At 54.0% G+C, this 18701-nt stretch carries 14 protein-coding genes; all 14 read left to right on the plus strand.

All coding sequences use genetic code 11. The features are described from left to right. Positions 1 to 4: 4 nt before the first annotated feature. The 14 genes from tssF (at position 5) to P2W74_RS09180 (ending at position 18678) form a co-directional block, all read left to right on the plus strand. Positions 5 to 1828, plus strand: a complete 1824-nt coding sequence (gene tssF, locus P2W74_RS09115; RefSeq protein WP_276294751.1) for a type VI secretion system baseplate subunit TssF — start codon at positions 5 to 7, stop codon at positions 1826 to 1828. Beyond that, entirely contained in the window at positions 1795 to 2838 is a 1044-nt protein-coding gene (gene tssG, locus P2W74_RS09120) for a type VI secretion system baseplate subunit TssG (protein ID WP_276294752.1), read from the plus strand. The genes tssF and tssG overlap by 34 nt, the downstream gene beginning before the upstream one ends. Positions 2839 to 2854: 16 nt before the next feature. After that, on the plus strand, positions 2855 to 4141 hold the full coding sequence (gene tagH / locus P2W74_RS09125) for a type VI secretion system-associated FHA domain protein TagH (RefSeq protein ID WP_276294753.1): 1287 nt from the start codon (positions 2855 to 2857) through the stop codon (positions 4139 to 4141). Between the two features lie 23 nt (positions 4142 to 4164). After that, the gene (gene tssJ / locus P2W74_RS09130) at positions 4165 to 4671 is read left to right on the plus strand and encodes a type VI secretion system lipoprotein TssJ (RefSeq protein ID WP_412767235.1); all 507 of its coding nucleotides are present in this window, start codon (positions 4165 to 4167) and stop codon (positions 4669 to 4671) included. A 2-nt stretch (positions 4672 to 4673) separates the two neighbouring features. Then, the gene (gene tssK, locus P2W74_RS09135; RefSeq protein WP_276294755.1) at positions 4674 to 6017 is read left to right on the plus strand and encodes a type VI secretion system baseplate subunit TssK; all 1344 of its coding nucleotides are present in this window, start codon (positions 4674 to 4676) and stop codon (positions 6015 to 6017) included. 4 nt (positions 6018 to 6021) lie between these two features. Further along, a complete protein-coding gene (icmH, locus tag P2W74_RS09140; protein WP_412767222.1) occupies positions 6022 to 6837 on the plus strand; it encodes a type IVB secretion system protein IcmH/DotU in 816 nt (271 codons plus the stop codon). Between the two features lie 11 nt (positions 6838 to 6848). Beyond that, entirely contained in the window at positions 6849 to 9545 is a 2697-nt protein-coding gene (gene tssH / locus P2W74_RS09145) for a type VI secretion system ATPase TssH (protein WP_276294756.1), read from the plus strand. Next, positions 9542 to 10291, plus strand: coding sequence for a type VI secretion system-associated protein VasI (gene vasI, locus P2W74_RS09150; RefSeq protein WP_276294757.1), 750 nt, complete (start codon positions 9542 to 9544; stop codon positions 10289 to 10291). The genes tssH and vasI overlap by 4 nt, the downstream gene beginning before the upstream one ends. A gap of 2 nt (positions 10292 to 10293) precedes the next feature. Continuing rightward, on the plus strand, positions 10294 to 11721 hold the full coding sequence (gene tssA, locus P2W74_RS09155) for a type VI secretion system protein TssA (protein ID WP_412767236.1): 1428 nt from the start codon (positions 10294 to 10296) through the stop codon (positions 11719 to 11721). A gap of 75 nt (positions 11722 to 11796) precedes the next feature. Further along, on the plus strand, positions 11797 to 15261 hold the full coding sequence (gene tssM / locus P2W74_RS09160) for a type VI secretion system membrane subunit TssM (protein WP_459560541.1): 3465 nt from the start codon (positions 11797 to 11799) through the stop codon (positions 15259 to 15261). Positions 15262 to 15402: 141 nt separating this feature from the next. Then, positions 15403 to 16302, plus strand: a complete 900-nt coding sequence (locus P2W74_RS09165) for a hypothetical protein (RefSeq protein ID WP_276294759.1) — start codon at positions 15403 to 15405, stop codon at positions 16300 to 16302. Positions 16303 to 16311: 9 nt separating this feature from the next. Then, positions 16312 to 16812, plus strand: a complete 501-nt coding sequence (locus P2W74_RS09170; protein ID WP_276294760.1) for a hypothetical protein — start codon at positions 16312 to 16314, stop codon at positions 16810 to 16812. Beyond that, positions 16805 to 17335, plus strand: coding sequence for a DUF1240 domain-containing protein (locus P2W74_RS09175; RefSeq protein ID WP_276294761.1), 531 nt, complete (start codon positions 16805 to 16807; stop codon positions 17333 to 17335). The genes P2W74_RS09170 and P2W74_RS09175 overlap by 8 nt, the downstream gene beginning before the upstream one ends. Beyond that, a complete protein-coding gene (locus P2W74_RS09180) occupies positions 17332 to 18678 on the plus strand; it encodes a VasL domain-containing protein (protein WP_276294762.1) in 1347 nt (448 codons plus the stop codon). Before P2W74_RS09175 ends, P2W74_RS09180 begins: the two co-directional genes overlap by 4 nt. Positions 18679 to 18701: the final 23 nt, after the last annotated feature.

Genomic DNA, 18701 nt, shown 5'->3' on the forward strand with positions numbered 1-18701 from the left:
CCTGATGGCCTTCGAAGAACGCTACTACCGTGAAGAGCTGGATTATTTGCGTCAACTGGGCAAACTACTTGCACAGGAAAAACCTTATCTGGCCCGTTTCCTGGCTGAGAAGGAAGGCGATCCTGATGTGGAACGCTTGATGGAGGCTTTCGCTTTTCTCTCCGGTGGCCTGCGACAAAAGCTGGAGGATGAGTTCCCGGAATTCACACACGGCTTGATTAATATGCTGTGGCCCAATTATCTGCGTCCGGTTCCGGCCATGACGGTGATCGAATATCAGCCTCGTCAGGAACTGAAATCCTCCGTTCAGATCCACCGTGATGAGCTGATAAAAACGCAGACGGGAAGCAGCACACGAACGTCTGCTCAGGGCGCACTGAACGGGGAGAGCAGTAAAGACGTGCTGCCGCCCTGCCATTTCACCCTGGCGCGTGATCTCTGGTTGCAACCCCTGTTGGTTCAGGATATCCGTAACACCAGCAGTCTGAAAGAGGGGGTTATTGAGATTGACTTTTTTACGGAGGGTAACGTCTCTCCTGGCGAACTGGATCTCAATAAACTTACCTTCTGGCTGGGCAATGAAGACGACTATACCCGCCATCAGCTTTATTTATGGTTCAACGAGCGACTGATGGATGCGGAGGTAGTGACCGGGGATTGTCGCGTGCCATTACCGGAACTGCGGCTGGAGGCTGCCGGGTTTGAGCGGGAAGATGCGTTGTTGCCATGGCCGAAAAACGTTCATAGCGGCTACCGGGTGCTTCAGGAGTATTTCTGCTACCCGGAAAGTTTTTTCTTTTTTCACTTGCGAGATGCAGCTCCATTGCCTGCACATTTTCCGGTTGGCGCTTTTACGCTGCGCCTGCGTTTTAACCTGCCGCTGCCTGTGGATATTAAGCTGCGCAAGAATTCACTGCGCCCCTACTGTACGCCAGCGGTAAATCTGTTTGTTCATCATTCTGAACCTGTCAGGCCGGATGGGAGTGCAACACAGTATCCCTTATGCACCAGCCATCAGTATCCAGAATCCTGTGACATCTTTCGGGTTAAATCCGTTTCCAGCAAGCTCCCGGCGGCCAGTCAGAATAAAAAATTCCGGCTCTGGCCTGAGTTTGAGGGATTTCAGCACCAGATTGAATACAGCCATCAGCGCGACGTGGTCTACTGGCATCACCGGACAAAAACCTCGCTGTTTCACCGAGGCCTGGATCATGCGATTGCGTTTGTTCACTCAGATGGCAGTTTGCCGGTGCACTCCAGGCTGGACGGTGAAGTGTTCACCGCCTTGCTGGTCTGTACCAACAGGATGTTGCCGGCTTCACTGCATACCGGTGATATCTGTGAGGCCGTTGATAAAAATCCGGCCGTTGCGTCTTTCAGCAACGTCACCCGCCCGACCCGCCCCCTGTACCCGGTGACTGATGGCGACATGCACTGGTCGCTGATTTCCTGCATGAACCTGAACTACCTCTCGCTGCTGGACAGAGAAGCTCTGGTCCAGGTGTTACGGACTTTTGACCTGCCGGGCATTCATCATCCGCAGCAGGCTCGTCTTTCTTCTCAGAAGCTGGACGCTATAGAAAAAATGGCGTCCCGTCCGGTAGATCGCCTGTTTAAAGGTGTGCCGGTTCGGGGGCTGTCCACCACGCTGTGGATCAATCCCGCCCCTTTTGTCTGTGAAGGGGAAATCTATCTGCTGGGGACCGTGTTGTCGTGCTTTTTTGCTCTGTACGCCAGTATTAACTCATTTCACTGCCTCAAAATCATTAACACAGAAAGTCAGGAGTCCTGGGAATGGCAACACACCGGCCAGCACGCCCTGATGTAGGGGATACTGCATTGCTCCCGGATGTGCGCGGGATAAATTTTTATGTGCTGATGGAGTCGTTGTACCGTCGGTATGGTGATCCGAATCATGAGCCGTCGCTGCGCACCGAGCCGGAGCAGGAAGTGGCGTTGTTCAAATCCGATGCCAGTATTGCTTTTCCGGGCAGCGATCTGAGTACGCTTGAGCGTAACCATACCGGACAGTTTTCCCTAACCACAAAATTCCTGGGTTTCTCCGGCTGCCAGTCGCCGCTGCCCGGTTACTATCTGGATCGGATGGCGCAGGAGTCCGCACAGAATGAAGACGGGTTGAAAGCATTCCTCGATCTGTTCAGCCACCGCTGGACGCAGTTTGCCTGGCACGCCTGGCGCAAGTACCGATATTACATCTGTTTTCGCAATGGCGGAACGGATGTCTTTTCACAGCGGATGTACTCGCTGGTCGGGCTGGGCAACCCGAGTGTGCGCGGCAGCCTTGCCATTAATCACAGTAAGATGCTGGCTTATGCCGGGATACTGGCGACGCCTGGGCGCTCGCCGGATGTGGTGTGCAACCTTGTCAGTCATTGTTTTGATTTGTCGGATGTCAGCGTTGAGAGCTGGCAGCTACGCAAGGTCGCGATTGAACCCGCGCAGCAAAACCGACTGGGTGTGCGTAACCCGAAACGGAGAACCGCCGGATATGTGCTGGGGCGCTCGGTTATCGGCGTTAATTTTACCCTCGGCGCCAGGGTGCCTGACCGCAGCGGCAAGTTCCTATTGCGGTTAGGTAATCTGCCAATGGCGCGTTATCTCTCATTTTTACCGGATGGCGAGAATCACCAGGCGCTGACCCTGTTTATTTCCTTCCTGCTGCGCGACCAGCTTGCCTGGGATTTACGGCTTGATTTGGCCCCGGAGCAGGCAAAAGGAATGCGGCTGGGCGATCGTTCCCGTTCCTGTATCGGGCGCACGGCGTTTATTGGTCAGCCGAAAATGCCACCGTCCGTCACCCTTCACATCAGGGATTAATTTTATGGAATTGCATATGGCTGAGGAAAAAACGCACTCTCCCACGCTCTCACTGACGTTGCAGGTGATGAACGGTAATGAACTGGAAAGTGGGCGCGCAGCAAAATGTCTTTTTACCGCCGAAGGTGGAGATATTGGCAACGTACCCGAGTGCCACTGGCCGGTACAGGACAGAGCTGGCTCAGTGGCTGGTCGTGCCTGTCGGGTAGTTTTGCATGATGGCGCATTTTGCCTGAAGAGTCTGATGCCCGGGTTGATGATTAACCTTGCCCCGGTAGCCCTGGATGCCGGGCTGGTACGCCTGCGTCAGGGCGATGAGATAGTGTTGGGCGCACTGGCACTGAAAGCCTTTATCCACGAAGGGAAGCTCGTCACTTACAGCGAGAAAATGGCCGCACCTGAAACGATTGTCAGCAACCGTGACCGTCTGGCAGACGCGTTGCTGACAACGGACGGTCAGCCCATGTATCCGGGAATGCCCCAGCGGCACCAGCTTGCGGATACCGTGGTAAACAGCTTTTCAGCCGATCCGCTTCAGGCATTACAGACCGAAAGACTGACTGTTGCAGGCGATCCGCTTTCGGGGATCGTCCCCAGCCGATCTGCGGCTCCCGGCAGGGATGGCGTTATCGACAAACCGTTTATGGATCTGCCGCCAGTGTATTCCGATCCGCAGGAGAACCATGTTGATACTACCTCACCGGCAAATCTTGCACAGCGCCATCTTGCCATTACTCCACTGCTGCGTGGACTGGGGAGTTCACTTGCTGTCCGCAATTCGCAGGATGCCGATGATTTTCTTGAGGAAGCGGGTAGGACATTACAGGCAGCCATCAAAGGATTACTCGATCTGCAACAGCGTCGTAACAGCCTGTCAGACAAGCATCTGCGTCCGTTGGAAGATAACCCACTGCGTCTGAATATGGATTATGTCACCGCGCTCGACGTCATGTTTGCTGAAGGCAAAAGCCCGGTACATCTGGCGGCACCCGCTGCAGTCGGTGAGAGCCTGCGCAACATCCGCCACCACGAAGAGGCTAACCGGGCGGCGATCGTGGAATCGCTGCGTGTGCTGCTGGACGCCTTCTCGCCGCAAAGTCTGATGCGCCGCTTTGTGCAGTACCGCCGCAGTCATGAATTACGTCAGCCTCTGGATGATGCCGGAGCCTGGAAAATGTACCGCGATTACTACGACGAGTTAGCTTCCAGTCGGCAACAGGGATTTGAGATGCTGTTTAACGAAGTGTACGCCCAGGTCTATGACCGTGTACTGCGTGAAAAACAGCGGGAGCCGGAAGCATGACAGGGCGTTTTTTTCGTGTCTGCATGGTAGCGCTGTTTCTCTGCGCCCTCCTGACAGGCTGCGAAACAGTGAAAAAGCTCGGTCAGGTGATCAAGGACCCCGATATTCAGGTCGGAAAGCCTGCGGAGCAACCGTCAGAGGTCACTGTCACGTTGCTGACTGAGCCGGACACCAATACCAATACTGACGGTGAAGCCGCTTCTGTGGATGTGCAGATGGTTTATATGAGCGACGACTCGAAATTGCAGGCTGCTGACTATGACCAGATTTTCAGTACGCCGCTCCCGGATGTGCTGGGCAAAAACTATATCGACCACCAGGATTTCAGCTTGCTGCCGGACACGATGAAGACCCTGCCGCCAGTGAAACTGGATGAGAAAACACAATTCATTGGCGTTGTGGCCTATTTTTCTGATGACCAGACCACCGAATGGAAACAAATCGAACCCGTGGAAGGTACAGGTCACAGCTACCGCCTGCTGGTGCATGTCCGACAGGGCAGTATCGAACTGAAAAAAGAGGAAAACTGACGATGGCGACCATGAAAAATAGGGTGATCTGGCAGGAGGGGTTATTTGCTCTGCCGCAGCATTTTCAGCAACAGCAGCGTAATCAGGACTATCTGCTGAACCAGCGTATCAATGCGCAGGATGATTTTGCCTGGGGATTTACCTCGCTGTCGATCAACACAGAGCTGCTGGCTCAGGGGAAACTCATGCTGGACAGTGCCGATGGGTGTATGCCGGACGGCACCGTATTCAGTATTCCGGGGCAAGATCAATTGCCGGTGCCTTTTCAGCCTCTCGATCTTTCCCGTCAGGGCAGTCATGACATCTATCTGGCACTACCGGTCATCAGTGATATTACCTGCGAAATTGAGGGACGCCAGAGCGCCGGGCAGGGCACGGAACGTTACCGTCTGGCCTTTGCCGACGTCCGCGATTTGCATTCCGATGACGGCGATGTGCAGCAAATCGTGCTGGGGCAATTGGCACCGAAAATCGTCAGTGGTGCGGACGATCTCAGCGCGATGGTGACGTTACCGCTGTGCCGTATCCGCAGCCAGCAGCCCAACGGAGCACTGGCGCTGGATGACAGTTTCATCCCGACCTGTCAGGCCATCCGCGTTAGCCCGGTGTTGAGCGGGTTTGCCGGTGACGTGCAGGGGCTAATCAGTAACCGCGCCAGTGAACTGGCAAAACGCATTGGCTCGCCAGAGCAGAGCGGGATTGCCGATGTGGCCGAGTTTATGATGCTACAGATGCTTAACCGCAGCCAGATGCACTTCACCCACCGTTCGCATTTGCGCACACTGTCCCCGGAAGCCTTTTATCTGGATTTGGTCCGGTTACTGGGCGAACTGATGACCTTTACGGAGGACAGTCGTTTGCCCTGCCCGGTGGATGTTTACAATCACCGTGACCTCACGCAGTCGTTTAAAACGGTGATCCCGGCATTGCGGCGGGCGCTCAACACCGTGCTGATGCCGCGTGCGCAGAACCTGCCACTTGCTTTCTCTGACGGATTTTATGTCGCCACAGTTAACGATCCGACGCTGTTGCAGTCTGGGACTTTTATTCTGGCGGTACGTGCGCGGATGCCGCACAGCCAGCTTATCCACCAGTTCACCCAGCAGTCCAAAGTGGCAGCCACCAACAAAATCCGCGATATGGTCAGCGTACAGGTGCCGGGCGTGCCGTTAACGCCCCGAACCGCTGCCCCGCGCCAGTTACCGTATCACGACGGTTTTGTTTACTTTGAACTGGATAAGGGCGCTGCCGCCTGGCAAGACGTGGTGAAAGCTGGTGCGCTGGCGTTGCATATTTCCGGCCCTTTCCCGGATCTGAACATACAGCTTTGGGCGATAAGAGGGTAAGGCTATGAGTGAACAATCTGTTCTTTTCCCCGCCGGAAATGACAGTCAGGATGCAGTCAATCCAGTGGATAAGGGGAGGGTGGCTTTGCAGGATACGGGCGAAGGAGATTCCAGTCGCCAGTACCGACTTCCTCTGCGCGGCAACAATCTCAATCCGATGATCGACGCCGCCACACCGTTACTGGGGATGGTCATGCGCGTGGATGGAATGAACAGCCAGACCATGCCTGAACACCTGTTCGCGCAGGTGGTAACGGATGTGCAGGCCGTGGAGCAACTGCTTCAGGAGCAGGGCTATGAGCCGGGCGTGATTGTTTCGTTTCGCTATGTCCTCTGCACCTTTATTGATGAGGCCGCGCTGGGCAACGGCTGGTCGAACAAGAACGAATGGATCAAACAGTCACTGCTGGTGCATTTCCATAATGAAGCCTGGGGCGGCGAGAAGGTCTTTATTTTGCTCGAACGCCTGATCCGGGAGCCAAAGCGTTATCAGGATCTGCTTGAGTTCCTCTACCTCTGTTTTTCACTGGGCTTTCGTGGGCGCTACAAAGTGGCCATGCAGGATCAGGGGGAGTTTGAGCAGATATACCGCCGCCTGCATCACGTCCTTCATAAGCTGCGTGGCGATGCCCCCTTTCCGTTACTGCATCAGGACAAAACCCAGGGCGGGCGTTACCAGCTCATGAGGCGTCTGACCATTAAACATATCTTCGTTGGCGGTGTTGTCGTGCTGGGGCTGTTTTATCTGTTCTATATGCTGCGGCTGGACAGCCAGACGCAGGATATTCTGCATCAACTGAACCGACTGCTTGCCAGGTAAGGACACAACATATGATCCAGATTGATTTACCCACGCTGGTCAAACGGCTGAACCTGTTCTCCCGTCAGGCGCTGGAGGCTGCCGCAGCAGAATGTATGAGCCAGCAGGCGGCAGAAATCACTGTCAGCCATGTGTTGCTCCAGATGCTTGCAACGCCGCGCAGTGACCTGCGGGTTATTAACGAGCAGGCTGATATTACCGTGGATGCACTGCGTCAGTCTCTGACGGTGGAATACTATGCTACTGCGCGAACGGTAGACAGCTACCCGGCTTTCTCCCCAATGCTGGTCGAATGGCTGAAAGAGGCCTGGTTGCTGGCTTCAGCTGAAATGCAGCACAGTGAACTGCGTGGCGGTGTGCTGCTGCTGGCTCTCCTGTATTCACCCTTGCGCTACGTGCCGCCTGCCGCTGCCCGGTTGCTGACCAGTATTAACCGCGATCGCCTGCAACAGGATTTTGTGCAGTGGACGCGGGAGTCGGCGGAAACGGTAATGCTGAACGCGGACGGCCATGCGGCCAGCATGATGACAGACGCTGGCGACAGCTTGCTTGCCCGCTACGCGAAGAATATGACCGATGACGCCCGTCAGGGGCGGCTCGATCCGGTGCTGTGTCGCGATCATGAAATTGATTTGATGATCGACATTCTTTGCCGCCGCCGTAAGAACAATCCTGTGGTGGTGGGGGAGGCCGGTGTCGGGAAAAGTGCGCTAATCGAAGGGTTGGCACTGCGTATTGTCGCCGGTCAGGTGCCGGACAAGCTGCGTAATACCGATATTATGACCCTGGACTTAGGTGCACTTCAGGCCGGGGCATCAGTGAAAGGCGAGTTTGAAAAGCGCTTTAAGGGGCTGATGGCGGAAGTGATTTCTTCACCCGTGCCGGTCATTCTGTTTATTGACGAAGCGCATACACTCATTGGTGCAGGCAACCAGCAGGGGGGGCTTGATATCTCTAACCTGCTTAAACCGGCGCTGGCGCGTGGCGAGCTGAAAACCATCGCCGCCACCACCTGGAGTGAATATAAGAAGTATTTTGAAAAAGACGCCGCCCTGTCGCGTCGTTTTCAGTTAGTGAAGGTGAGCGAACCCAATGCCAGTGAGGCGACCATTATTCTGCGCGGCCTGTCGGCGGTGTATGAGCAGTCTCACGGCGTGCTGATTGACGACGAAGCCTTACAGGCAGCAGCAATGCTAAGTGAGCGCTATCTCTCCGGGCGGCAGCTACCGGATAAAGCGATTGATGTGCTGGATACCGCCTGCGCCCGAGTGGCCATCAACCTTTCATCGCCACCGAAGCAAATCTCCGCGCTAACGACTCAGAGTCATCAGTATGAGGTGGAAATTCGCCAGCTTGAGCGCGAGATTCGTATTGGGCTGCGCACTGACGCTTCGCGGTTGAATGAGATTTATGCACAGTATGAAACGACGCAGCAGAAGCTTCAGACGCTTGACGTCGCATGGCAGCAGCAACAGGCTCTGGTGCAAAAGATTATCTCGTTACGTCAGCAGTTGCTGAATGCCGTGGATGAAGAGGATGGGCTCCCATCGCCGGATACGGTTATCGCTCTCCAGCCACAAACTGTTTCTGCAGCTGCATGCCTGACACAACTGACTGCCGAACTTGATGCCTTGCATAACGCGCAATTGCTGGTCTCCCCGCACGTCGATAAAAAGCAGATAGCGGCGGTGATTGCCGAATGGACCGGCGTGCCGCTAAACCGCCTGTCACAGGATGAAATATCGGTCATTACGGACCTGCCACAGTGGCTGGGCGAGACCATCAAGGGCCAGCATCTGGCGATTGCCAGCCTGCATAAGCATTTACTCACCGCACGTGCGGATTTGCGTCGTCCGGGCAGACCTCTGGGAGCGTTCCTGCTGGCTGGCCCCAGCGGCGTGGGTAAAACCGAAACTGTGCTGCAATTGGCGGAACTGCTCTACGGCGGTCGCCAGTACCTCACCACCATCAATATGTCGGAGTTTCAGGAAAAACACACAGTCTCACGGCTGATAGGCTCTCCTCCTGGTTATGTTGGCTACGGCGAAGGTGGTGTGTTGACTGAAGCGATTCGCCAGAAACCGTACTCAGTGGTGCTGCTCGACGAAGTGGAAAAAGCGCACCCGGATGTGCTCAACCTGTTCTATCAGGCGTTCGATAAAGGCGAGATGGCCGATGGTGAGGGCAGGGTGATCGACTGCAAAAACATCGTCTTTTTCCTCACCTCCAACCTCGGTTACCAGGTGATTGTTGAATATGCCGACAATCCGCAGCAGATGCAGGAAGTACTCTATCCGGTACTGGCCGACTTCTTTAAACCGGCGCTGCTGGCGCGTATGGAAGTGGTGCCGTACCTGCCGCTATCAAAAGAGACGCTTGCCACCATCATCGCCGGGAAGCTCATCCGGCTGGATAACGTGTTGCGCACCCGCTTTGGTGCGGAAGTCATTATCGAACCAGACGTTACCGACGAAATCATGAAGCGTGTTACCCGCGCAGAAAATGGCGCAAGGATGCTGGAGTCTGTTATCGACGGCGATATGCTGCCGCCGCTCTCGCTGCAGCTGTTGCAAAAGATGGCAGCAGGCTCCGACATCGCCCGTATCCGGCTGTCGGCAGCAGACGGTGTGTTCACAGCCAGCGTGGACGATGCCCTGCCTGATGTGGCTCATCTGATGCTGCAAACCGCAGGCGAAGCTGCTTTATGAGCAGGATGCGCGTTTTCCGGCGAATCCGGTGGTTGTTAGCGGGCCTGCTGGCAGGCCTGTCGGTCAGTGCTGCGTCTGCGAACACCGTCCCGGCGCCTGGTGCCGCGCTGGCCTCTGTAACAGCGACACCGCCTGGCGCACAGGCCATATTACAGGCCATGCAGTCCTGTCGCAGCGAGTCTGCGGCGCTGGAGCGACTTGACTGCTATGACCGCCTGCTTGCCCCGCTGTCGCCGTCAGGATTTGATGGGGCGCTGGTGAAAGCGGGTTTTGTGGGCGAGGCCTGGACCCGCGCAACAGAGCAGGAAAAACGCCGTCAGGGCAACACGACTGAGCTGTTGATGACACAGATGCCGGGAGATCGTCCAACCGTTGTCATTACTACTCCGGCTATAGGTCATGTCCCGCCCCGTCCTGTGCTGATGTTCAGCTGTGTGGACAATATTACCCGGATGCAGGTGGCGCTGATGCACTCGCTGGATACGCACGATATCGCCGTCACTCTGAATGCGGATAACCGGACTTTTCACAGCCGCTGGTTTGTGCGCGAAAACGGCACCCTGCTGGAATCCAGCCGGGGACTATCCGGTATCGACGAGATTAAGCCGCTATTGGGAGCAAAAACGCTGACGGTGGAGACCGGCGCAGACAACGCTGCCGGAAAGCTGACCTTTAACATTGATGGGCTGGCGAAGGTTATCATCCCCCTGCGCGATGCCTGTCATTGGGCGGGAGAATCATCATGACCATGGATTTGTGTAATCCGGATATCTGGATTTCGCACCTGCTGGAAAATCTTCCGCAAGAAAAGCTGGCATCGGCTCTGAAAGAGGATAATCCGGACTGGGAGTATATCGACGGCGAAATCGTCAAACTCGGTTCGCTGGCCCACAGTCAGCTCGATATCCCGACGCTTCAGTGCCGGGGGCTGGGGCTTCTGGCCTCGGAGAGTAAAGACTTCCGTCTGCTGGCGCATTTGTTGCGAACCTTGCAACACGCGGGGGACCCGCTGCTGGCGCTGCGCCTGCTGGCCCTGTATGTGGAACAGTACTGGACGGTGGCTGCGCCGCAGAATATGGCGCATAAAAAACGCTTTGCCAGCCAGGTCGTTAAACGTTTTGAGACCGGTATCGCCGGTTTTGCGGAACACGCCGCCACGGCACAGCAAGATGCATTGCTGGGGGAACTGGCGAAATTGGCGCAGTGCTGGCAGGCTCATAACGCTCCGGAGCTGGCGCAGGCGACGGATGACCTGTTTGCCTTGTACCAGCGGGCCTTTCGTGATGCTGTACCGGCAACGTCATCTGTCGCTTCCGACAACGCGCAGCAGGTTGCCGTCATGTCTGCACCTGATGCTTCGCAGACTGCTGCAACCGTAACTACATCTGTAGCCTCCCCTACACCACAAATCACTGTCGACAGCCATGACGATACCACCTGGCGCGATACGCTGCTGAAGGTGGCCGCTGTTCTCTGCGAGCGTCAGCCGGAGTCGCCGTTGGGCTACCGCCTGCGCCGCCATGCGCTGTGGCAGACCATTACCGGCACACCGCAGGCAGAAATCGATGGGCGTACGCCACTGGCCGCTGTCTCTGCCGATATGATGGCGGATTATCAGGCCCGGCTTGGCTGCGCAGATATGGCATTGTGGCAGCAGGTTGAGAAAAGTGTCTTGCTGGCCCCTTACTGGCTGGACGGGCATTACCTTTCCGCACAGATCGCGCTACGCCTCGGTTTTAAGCAGGTGGCAGAAGCGATCCGCGATGAAGTGTCCTGCTTTACGGCGCGTCTTCCGGTTCTTACCGATCTGTTGTTTAACGATCGCACCCCCTTTATCTGCGAGCAGACAAAACAGTGGCTGTCCGCCACCTCTTCCGGTAGCCAGGCCGCATTAGTTCTGCAATCTGGAGAAGAATTGCAGACCGCCAGAGCATGTTATACGGATCAGGGGCTGGAAGCTGCGCTGCGCTATCTGGATGCGCTACCCGCAGGCAGCCCTCGCGATCAGTTCCACCGTCAGTATTTTGGCGCACAGCTGATGGAAGAGTCCGGGATGATCACACTGGCACAGCAACACTACCGGACGCTGTTCAGAACCGGCCTACAAATGGCGCTGGCCGACTGGGAGCCCTCTCTGCTCGAACAACTTGAACAGAAATTCAAGACAGAACAATAAGAGATAACAGGAGTTTTTGTGAGATTACCGACACCCCGACTATTCAGCGGACTGAAATCTGCTCTGCGACCTGCAATGCCACGGTTTAAAGTCTCTGCTTTCTGGCTGCTGGTACTGGCATGGATTTTTCTGCTGGTGTGGATCTGGTGGAAAGGCCCGTCATGGTCGTTGTATGACGAGCAGTGGCTGAAGCCGTTAGCCAACCGCTGGCTTGCCACGGCAGTATGGGGATTTATTGCCCTGGTGTGGCTCACTGTGCGGATGATGAAACGCCTGCAACAGCTTGAACTCCAGCAAAAACAGCAGCGCCAGGAGGCCGTTGATCCGCTCAGTATGGAGCTGAATGCGCAGCAGCGCTATCTTGACCACTGGCTGTTACGCCTGCAACGCCACCTCGACAGTCGCCGTTATCTGTGGCAACTGCCGTGGTATATGGTTATCGGTCCGGCCAGCAGTGGTAAATCTTCGCTGCTGCGTGAGGGCTTTCCGTCCGACATCATTTATACGCCGGAAGCGGTTCGTGGGGCAGAGCAACATCTGTACCTCACCCCGCATGTTGGGAAACAGGCAGTGATTTTTGATATTGATGGAACTCTGTGTGAGCAAACCGATGCAGACGTATTACACCGCCGTTTATGGGAACATGCCCTGAGTTGGCTGGTGGAAAAACGAACCCGCCAGCCACTGAATGGGATCATTCTAACGCTGGATTTTCCCGATCTGCTGACGGCCGACAAGCGTCGTCGTGAACATCTGTTGCAGATGCTGCGCAGCCGCCTCCAGGACGTACGCCAGCACCTTCACTGCCAACTACCAGTGTATGTTGTGCTGACCCGGCTGGACTTGTTGCACGGTTTTGCGACGCTGTTTCAGTCGCTGGATAAAAAAGATCGTGATCGCATTCTTGGTGTCACTTTCACCCGCCGCGCCCATGAAAACGAGGGCTGGAGAAGTGAGCTTGATGCTTTCTGGTTGTCCTGGTGCAGGCAGATGAACCAGGCGCTACCGGACCTGATGCTGACACAGAGTCATATGCGCAGTTCTCTGTTCAGCTTTGTCCGTCAGATGCAGGGGAGCCGGGAGTGTCTGGTGGCTCTGCTTGATAGCCTGCTGGACGGTGAAAACATGGACGTCATGTTGCGTGGTGTCTATCTCACCTCGTCACTGCAACGCGGCCAGATGGATGACATTTTTACGCAATCTGCCGCCCGGCAGTATCGGCTGGGTGGCAGCCCGCTGACTGCCTGGCCGCTGGTCGATACTGCACCGTACTTCACCCGCAATCTGTTTCCGGAAGCATTACTGGCAGAACCGAATATGGCCGGGGAAAGTCGAACCTGGCTGATAATCCGCCGCCGCCGTATGACAGCCTTTTCTGCCGCTGGTGGCGTGACAGCGCTGTTATTAATCACTGGCTGGCATCATTACTACAACGATAACTATGCCTCCGGCGTCCAGGTGCTGAAACAGGCAGAAGCCTTTATGGCTATCAAACCGCCACAGGGGATGGACGACTATGGCGATCTGCAACTGCCGTTGCTCAATCCGGTACGCGACGCGACGTTAGCCTACGGAAACTGGGATGACAGAAGTAGCCTGGCTGATATGGGGTTATATCAGGGACGGCGTGTCGGGCCTTATGTGGAGCAAACCTACCTGCAACTGCTGGAACAGCGCTATCTGCCTGCCCTGTTTAACGGCCTGGTAAAAGAGATGGACGCAGCCCCGCCGGAAAGCGAACAAAAACTGGCGGTACTGCGGGTTATCAGAATGCTGGAGGATAAAAGCGGGCGCAGTAACGAGGTGGTGAAGCAGTATATGGCGAAACGCTGGAGTGAAAAATTCCACGGCCAGCGTGAGATCCAGTCGCAACTAATGTCTCATCTTGACTACGCTCTTGCGCACACCGACTGGCATGCCGAGCGTGAAAGCGGCGACGGTGATGCCATTAGCCGTTGGGTGCCGTATGACTCCCCTGTGTCGGCGGCGCAAAAAGAACTGAGCAAACTGCCGGTTTACCAGCGCGTCTACCAGAGCCTGAAAACGCGGGCGCTGGGCGTGTTGCCTGCTGACCTTAATCTCCGCGACCAGGTAGGGCCAACCTTTGACCTGGTGTTTACCTCCGCCGATGACAGCAAGCTGATTGTTCCCCAGTTTTTAACGCGCTATGGCTTGCAAAGCTATTTTGTCAAACAGCGTGATGAACTGGTGGAACTCACAGCCATGGATTCCTGGGTGCTGAATCTCACCCACAGCGTGAAATACAGCGAGGCCGATAGGGCTGAAATTCAGCGCCAACTGACCGAACAGTATGTGAGTGACTACACCGCGACCTGGCGGGCCGGAATGGATAACCTTAACGTGCGCGACTATGAGTCCATCGCGCAACTGACCGGGGCGCTGGAGCAGGTGATTAGCGGCGACCAGCCGTTACAGCGGGCGCTGACGGCTCTGCGGGATAATACCCTGCCTGCGGTGCTCTCTGAAAAACTCTCTGATAAAGAACGCGAAGACGCGCTGGCCGAGCCGGACTATCAACTGTTGACACGTCTTGGTCATGAATTTGCGCCGGAAAACAGTACGCTGATCGTGCAGAAAGACAAAGAGAATACCCTCCAGGCGGTGTATCAGCAGTTAACCGAACTGCACCGTTATCTGCTGGCGATACAGAACGCGCCGGTGCCGGGTAAATCGGCGCTTAAGGCTGTGCAGCTTCGCCTGGATCAGAACAGCAGCGACCCGATCTTCGCCACCCGCCAGATGGCGAAAACCCTGCCCGCGCCGCTTAACCGCTGGGTGGGTAAACTGGCAGACCAGGCCTGGCATGTAGTGATGGTGGAAGCGGTTCACTATATGGAAGTGGACTGGCGCGACACCGTGGTCAAACCGTTTAATGAACAACTGGCAAATAGCTATCCCTTTAATCCGCGCGCGAAGCAGGATGCGTCGCTGGATGCGTTTGAGCGTTTCTTTAAACCGGACGGTGTGCTGGACAGTTTTTACCAGCAAAACCTGAAGCTGTTTATGGAAAACGACCTGAGCCTGGAAGATGGTGATAACGCCGTGATTATTCGGGAGGATATCCGTCAGCAACTCGACACGGCGCAGACGATCCGCAACATCTTCTTCAGTAAACAGAACGGGCTGGGAACCGAGTTTGCGGTGGAAACCGTCTCGCTTTCGGGCAATAAGCGTCGCAGTGTGCTGAATCTTGACGGTCAACTGGTGGATTACAGCCAGGGGCGCAACTACACCGCGCACCTGGTCTGGCCGAATAACATGCGTGAAGGTAACGAAAGCAAACTGACGCTGGTTGGCACCAGTGGCGGAGCACCGCGCAGCATTAGTTTCAGTGGGCCGTGGGCGCAGTTTCGTTTGTTTGGGGCAGGGCAGTTAACCGGCGTACAGGACGGTACTTTCAGCGTGAAATTTACGGTTGAGGGTGGCGCGATGGTTTACCGGGTACATACCGATATGGAAGACAATCCATTTACTGGCGGGCTATTCAGTCAGTTCCGGTTGCCAGATACGCTGTACTGAACAGCCGTTGCCAGAGGATGGAGGAACAGGACGTGATCATGACCAATTTCAGCAGACAGAGGCAGGAGGGGCAAGTGCAGGTGCAGGACGCTTTCTGTTATTTGCCCACTATAGTTGTTTCCCGAATCTATGGAGGCAGGAATGTCTGAGTTCAATAACCAGAATCCATCAGCGGCAGATTATCTCGGTGATGTCCTGCGCGGCAATGTGCCCGTCAACCAGTTGATCCCACAGCATCCTTATATTCTGGATACGCTGGGGCTGGCAGAGGCCTTTGAGAAAAATACCACGCATATTATGTTACTGACCCTGGATGAGGCGCAGGGCGTGATTGATGATTTGGACAGCAGCCGACCTGTGACATTTGCCACCACCTATGCCGGAAACATTAAGGATACTCTCGAAGGGGCGAAAAGTATCTCGAAGTTGGTAAGTTATAAAGATGTACATGATCTTGTCTATCGGCTAAAGGGATTGGGTATTAAAGCCATTCAGTATCTACATAGTGGACAATTTTTTGTCAAAATTATTGGCTATGCGTCGTTGCGACGTATCCTGCAGGGGACAAGATATAAAATTAACTCGCCCAGGATACTCGAGTTAGGCATTGGTAAGGCAGGTGTTAATGCCGGCATTCTTGAAGGTGCCAGATTCTGCATCTGGTTTTCATTCGCATATCGTACTGTTCAGCTTATTTTTAAATCAGACCATGATGTGGCAGCCTTTATTGGAAATATTACGATGGATATTGCAAAAATTATTGTGACGATATTTGTGACTAATGTTTTGGTTGCTGTTGGGACTGCGGTGGCTACTGCTGCAGGTTTTGCTGCAGTGCCTGTTGCATTGGGCATAGTTCTATTGATCGCAGTGGGTTTTGTTATTACTGGCACTCTGGATTATTTAGACAGGCAATATAATTTATCCTCTAAGTTAATCACTGCAATCAGAGAAGGAATGAATGCTCAGCAGGGTATTGAAAGATGGAATATTGAACACACTGCCCCATTTACACATGGTCTGATGAATACACACTGGTAAGGATCTGTCATGTCTGGAAATCGAGAGGATCAAGAGCGGATGGCAAGACAGGCAATGACCACTATCCCTTTAAAAACGAGACTGTCTGCGTTGTTTTTATTTGTGTGCGTTACTGCTGCAACCGTTTTTATCTTTACAGTCGCTGGTTCTGAGCTTGTAGATATACTACATAAAAAAGACGTTGTTTACTATGACTGGAAGACTTTACCACTTTTCCTTTGGCTCCCGGCATTTTTTTATGCTGATATTCTTGTTGCTGCCATGATGTTTTTTCCCATTACCAGAAACTTACTGGAGTATCTTCTGACAGGGATGAGAGCTATAGCAGTATATGGGTGGTTGATGTTGTTCCTCTCAATTCCACTATCGCTAATAATTTTATATTATCCATTGGGCAACTACGAGTCATGTGGTCAAAACGGCCCCTTTTCAGGCACTGACTACGTAAAAGATCCAAAAATGTGTGAGCAGTTTGAATACCATCCCGAAAAGGATATATCTAATGATTAATAATAATGAATTGAAGATGAAGGATATGACGTTAAAAGAAAAAGTTAAGTTCATTCTTTCATGCATTATCTCTATTGCAATACTTACTGGGGCGTTGATTTTCCTTTTTAATATCTTTGGTTCTGCAATGATAGATGCTTTTAGAGGGACTGATACATTATATTATGACTGGAGGGCGATTTTTATATTGTTACTCTTTCCTGTTATGGGGTATTTTGATGTGTTGGTCTTTTTTCTTTTATTTACACCCTATACTCTTCCATTGGCGCAGTTTTGGTATAAAAAAATAAATATAGTTTGGGGGTATTCCATTGTTGCCTTTATTCTTTCAATTCCACTATCCTTAGTCATTTTTATTCATATCCATAATACATATGATTCGTGTGGTAAGGGCGGATTTCTTTCAGGTGACTTTTATGCAAAAGATCCAAAAATGTGTGAGCAGTTTGAATACCATCCTGAAAAGGATAAATCTGATGATTCCTCTACGGCTGTAATACCTACGGATACGAAAGTAAAATGAACATGTCAGCTTACACTCAGACCATCACTACTGGTGCAGATCCCCGCACCCTGCCGGAGTTCATTGCCATCCGTGAGGAAATTAACAAAGCCAGTCATCCGGCACAGCCGGAACTGAACTGGCGACTGGTAGAGTCACTGGCGTTGACGATTTTTAAAACCAATGGGGTGGATTTACACTCCGCCACGTACTACACGCTGGCGCGCACCCGCACCCAGGGACTAACAGGTTTCTGCGAAGGTGTGGAACTGCTGGCAGCGATGATAAGCCATGAATGGGACAAATTCTGGCCGCAGAACGGCTCTGCGCGAACCGAAATGCTGGACTGGTTCAATACCCGTACCGGCAATATCCTGCGCCAGCAACTCTCTTTTGCGGAAGCTGACCTGCCGGTGCTGTACCGTACTGAACGTGCGTTACAGCTTATCTGCGACAAAATCCAGCAAGTAGAACTGAAGCGCCAACCGCGGGTGGAGAACTTGCTGTACTTTGTGCAGAACACCCGAAACCGGCTTGAGCCACAGCGGAAGAAGGGTACTGCTCTTCAGGCGCAACCCGCTCTCAGAACACTGGTATATGCGCCGGAGGGGGCGTTGTCCACAGCGGCGGAAAGTATACCATCATTACCGGACTTACCAGACATGAAGGTGTCCGTTCGCGGCATGACAGATGCAGGGGCGGAACAGAAACAAAACCAGATCCATGTTGTAAAAGGTTTCGCTGCGGGCGTCATCGGTACGTCGATTATCGCCGTCGCGCTCTGGTGGTGGCTGGTGTATCCGATGCAGCAGCAACTGGCGCAGGTGAGGGATACTGCGCAGGGGGCCGCTACCATCTGGCTGTCATCGCCAGCACCGGAAACCTATGCACAGCGGTTGCAACGGCTTCTGGAGACATCGCTGCTACAACCGCTGGAAACCGGTGAGCAAATGACCCGTATCGCAGACAGCCGCTGGCCGGAGAGTCAGCAGCAGCGGCTGGCCACCGCGCAATGGAATGAAACGTTGCAAAGCCGGGCACAAAGCAGCCCACAGTTACGCGGCTGGGTACAGGCCCGACAGCATTTACATGATTTTGCGGACCTGATGATGAAGCGTGAGAAAGAAGGACTCACTCTCTCGTATATCAAAAATGTTATCTGGCAGGCAGAACGCGGACTGGGTCAGGAAACACCACTGGAGTCCCTGCTAACACAATATCAGGATGCTCAGTCTCAGGGGCAGAATACCGAGGCGCTGGAAAAACAAATTAACGATCAACTGGATGGGGTAGCAAGCCGCTGGCTGCTGCTGAAAAATAATGTGATGCTGGAAACGGCAACTGATATAAAACCCGGAAAATAACGACGGAATCGAAGGAGTTTGTT

Origin of the sequence: Citrobacter enshiensis (assembly GCF_029338175.1) — a bacterium.
GTDB lineage: Bacteria > Pseudomonadota > Gammaproteobacteria > Enterobacterales > Enterobacteriaceae > Citrobacter_D > Citrobacter_D enshiensis.

Bases quoted from the DNA above. Each gene is read 5' to 3' on its own strand.
- tssF (WP_276294751.1), top strand. From the start codon at position 5: ATGGCCTTCGAAGAACGCTACTACCGTGAAGAGCTGGATTATTTGCGT.
- tssG (WP_276294752.1), top strand. From the start codon at position 1,795: ATGGCAACACACCGGCCAGCACGCCCTGATGTAGGGGATACTGCATTG.
- tagH (WP_276294753.1), top strand. From the start codon at position 2,855: ATGGCTGAGGAAAAAACGCACTCTCCCACGCTCTCACTGACGTTGCAG.
- tssJ (WP_412767235.1), top strand. From the start codon at position 4,165: ATGGTAGCGCTGTTTCTCTGCGCCCTCCTGACAGGCTGCGAAACAGTG.
- tssK (WP_276294755.1), top strand. From the start codon at position 4,674: ATGGCGACCATGAAAAATAGGGTGATCTGGCAGGAGGGGTTATTTGCT.
- icmH (WP_412767222.1), top strand. From the start codon at position 6,022: ATGAGTGAACAATCTGTTCTTTTCCCCGCCGGAAATGACAGTCAGGAT.
- tssH (WP_276294756.1), top strand. From the start codon at position 6,849: ATGATCCAGATTGATTTACCCACGCTGGTCAAACGGCTGAACCTGTTC.
- vasI (WP_276294757.1), top strand. From the start codon at position 9,542: ATGAGCAGGATGCGCGTTTTCCGGCGAATCCGGTGGTTGTTAGCGGGC.
- tssA (WP_412767236.1), top strand. From the start codon at position 10,294: ATGGATTTGTGTAATCCGGATATCTGGATTTCGCACCTGCTGGAAAAT.
- tssM (WP_459560541.1), top strand. From the start codon at position 11,797: ATGCCACGGTTTAAAGTCTCTGCTTTCTGGCTGCTGGTACTGGCATGG.
- P2W74_RS09165 (WP_276294759.1), top strand. From the start codon at position 15,403: ATGTCTGAGTTCAATAACCAGAATCCATCAGCGGCAGATTATCTCGGT.
- P2W74_RS09170 (WP_276294760.1), top strand. From the start codon at position 16,312: ATGTCTGGAAATCGAGAGGATCAAGAGCGGATGGCAAGACAGGCAATG.
- P2W74_RS09175 (WP_276294761.1), top strand. From the start codon at position 16,805: ATGATTAATAATAATGAATTGAAGATGAAGGATATGACGTTAAAAGAA.
- P2W74_RS09180 (WP_276294762.1), top strand. From the start codon at position 17,332: ATGAACATGTCAGCTTACACTCAGACCATCACTACTGGTGCAGATCCC.